3 protein-coding genes are annotated in these 2,133 nt (G+C 42.1%); all 3 read right to left on the reverse strand.

Going from position 1 to position 2,133, the window contains the following annotated elements:
- Positions 1–269, reverse strand: a 269-nt coding sequence (locus QZ506_RS06980) for a Rha family transcriptional regulator (protein ID WP_291970022.1), incomplete at its 3' end; no start/stop codon positions are given.
- Positions 270–500: 231 nt separating this feature from the next.
- Positions 501–1,715 (reverse strand): XRE family transcriptional regulator, encoded by a 1,215-nt coding sequence (locus QZ506_RS06985; RefSeq protein WP_291970024.1) that lies wholly within the window; start codon positions 1,713–1,715, stop codon positions 501–503.
- 11 nt (positions 1,716–1,726) lie between these two features.
- The gene (locus QZ506_RS06990; RefSeq protein WP_291970025.1) at positions 1,727–1,906 is read right to left on the reverse strand and encodes a hypothetical protein; all 180 of its coding nucleotides are present in this window, start codon (positions 1,904–1,906) and stop codon (positions 1,727–1,729) included.
- Positions 1,907–2,133 lie beyond the last annotated feature (227 nt).

Here is a 2,133-nt window from a genome sequence, read left to right on the forward strand (position 1 = left end):
AGCTCACGCCAGCGCTTGGCGACTTTATGGCGAAGCTCAATGCTGTACCCCATGACGAGCGTCATTGTTAGGTCTTGGTCAAGCAAAAACTCCTGATAGGTGCGTCCTTTGCTGTCTTTGTAATCGGCGGAAAAGTCCGCCGATTGAATATTGAGCGCCTCGAACATTTTGCGGCAATCAGCAAGAACGTCTTTATGTTGTTTTCCGGTCAGCTCCGCAATCTCGCGGCTGGACATGGTTACTGTTTGTGCAATGGTCAAATTTTGCATACAGATATACCTCGTTGGTTAAAACGATAATGGAACCCCGGCACGATACCGGGGCGGGATTAGTGGTTAATGGGGCTTGGTTGAATAAATAGATTTTATGCTGGCAGTCCAGTGAAACGACGGATCCTCGCAACGAAAAATCATGCAGTTAGGCCTCATGAGAAAAGTGTACACCTGAGATGACAAGCATTTTCAACCAAAACTGGCATGGAAAAACCGCATGATTACCTATTATTCAACAATAGCTTTATTCATTCCAAACAAATTAATAACATTTTCAGAAATCCTGAAATCATCATCTGCTGGGCTTTTTTTCAATTTAATTCTTGATTCAAAATTAAGAACGGAACCTTCGGATAAATAACCCCGAGGTAAAGAACACAGGTCTTCAGCGTCAGTTTTTGAAAGACCAAGAATTTCAAGCAAACTAGCCTTTGTAAGCGTTGATGACTCAAAGAGCAGTTTTACACAACGAGGGAAAAGTCTCACAACTTCGGGTAATTTTAAATCATCCAATGGTTCCCCTTTTCTCCATCCACGTGCAGATATACTTTTATACAGACGCTGATACTCTAATGGAGAAATGAGTTCCAAATCTCTTGCCCTTAATATCATTGCTTGAGCAGACATGCCCCATCGAGCCTTTAAGGAAACGAAGTTCTCAAGCGTCGGGAAAGGTGGTAATTCTGTTGAAAATGCTTCTTCTGGTAACATAAAATATGCAGCAAACTTATTTGCCTGTTCTTCGATAACTTTAAAATTAACAACATCCAACCGATTGATATAACGGTGCAATACAATATGACCTAGTTCATGCGCGGCATCAAATCGACTACGGTAATAATTATTTTTATCTGTCGCTAATATTATGTACGGTCTATTTTCTTTATTACTCCATTGAGAATAACCGTCCATCATGACACTGCCTTGCTCAAATCTAGAGCATATGACACCCGCATTTTCTATTACTAAAAGCAAGTCTGATACAGGAGCAATACCTAGCCCCCAAGCCTTGCGGCATTTTGATGCCATAATTTCAATAACTGAATCATCTATAGCCCGATAATCTGTCACATCCAAATGGGGGAGATTTACACTTGGAAAATCAAGATATTGTTGTAATTGCAATGAAATTTCCTGTAGCCATCCCATGTAAACTTCTGATGCACTGCATAAATCCTTGGCAGTATTGGCCAATGTTCTAAAAAAAACAGGAGTCTCTTCTTTTAGAATGGTCGGCTTAACAAACCAGCTGATAGGGCAATTTAGTGCAGCCGCTAAAATAGACAAAGCTTCAGCATCAGGAGCATGGTTACCATTCTCCCACTTTGTTATTGTTGAAGGGGAACGTTCAACCAGGCGACCAAGGTTGATTTTTGATAACCCACGAGCTTCCCTGATTTGGGTAAGTCTCTCGGGTTGAAAGCCCGTAATTCCCACTCTCATATGACCACCCGTTAAGACCCTTCTTGCTCCTTCAACTGTTTTTTCAGCACAGGAATAACCAAGTCGGGTATAATTTGTTCATTAGCACTGTTATACATTCCCAAGAGATCAATTACTGACCAGTTAAAGGGGTTTCCTTTCAGATTTGTAAAGGCTTTGTTGAATAATAGGTAATCATGCGGTTTTTCCATGCCAGTTTTGGTTGAATATGCTTCATGGTGTTTACCTGTGTCGCTTTTCTCGGGTGACTATTGTACCGAAATATGTCAGTAAAAACCGTTGTAGAACCCCGGCGCGATCCCGGGGCGGGATTAGTGATTAGTGGCGTTGCAGGAACTGGTTAACGTTCGCCTGTTGCCATTTTTCGAGCGCGTGGGTCATGACGCCGTAATGCTGCTGCGTGCTCTCTTCAAGCATC

Origin of the sequence: Candidatus Symbiopectobacterium sp. (assembly GCF_020054415.1) — a bacterium.
In the GTDB taxonomy this organism is placed as follows: Bacteria; Pseudomonadota; Gammaproteobacteria; order Enterobacterales; family Enterobacteriaceae; genus Symbiopectobacterium.

Excerpts from the sequence above, each read along its gene's own strand:
- QZ506_RS06985 (WP_291970024.1), bottom strand. The coding sequence starts at position 1,715 with ATGAGAGTGGGAATTACGGGCTTTCAACCCGAGAGACTTACCCAAATC.
- QZ506_RS06990 (WP_291970025.1), bottom strand. The coding sequence starts at position 1,906 with ATGGAAAAACCGCATGATTACCTATTATTCAACAAAGCCTTTACAAAT.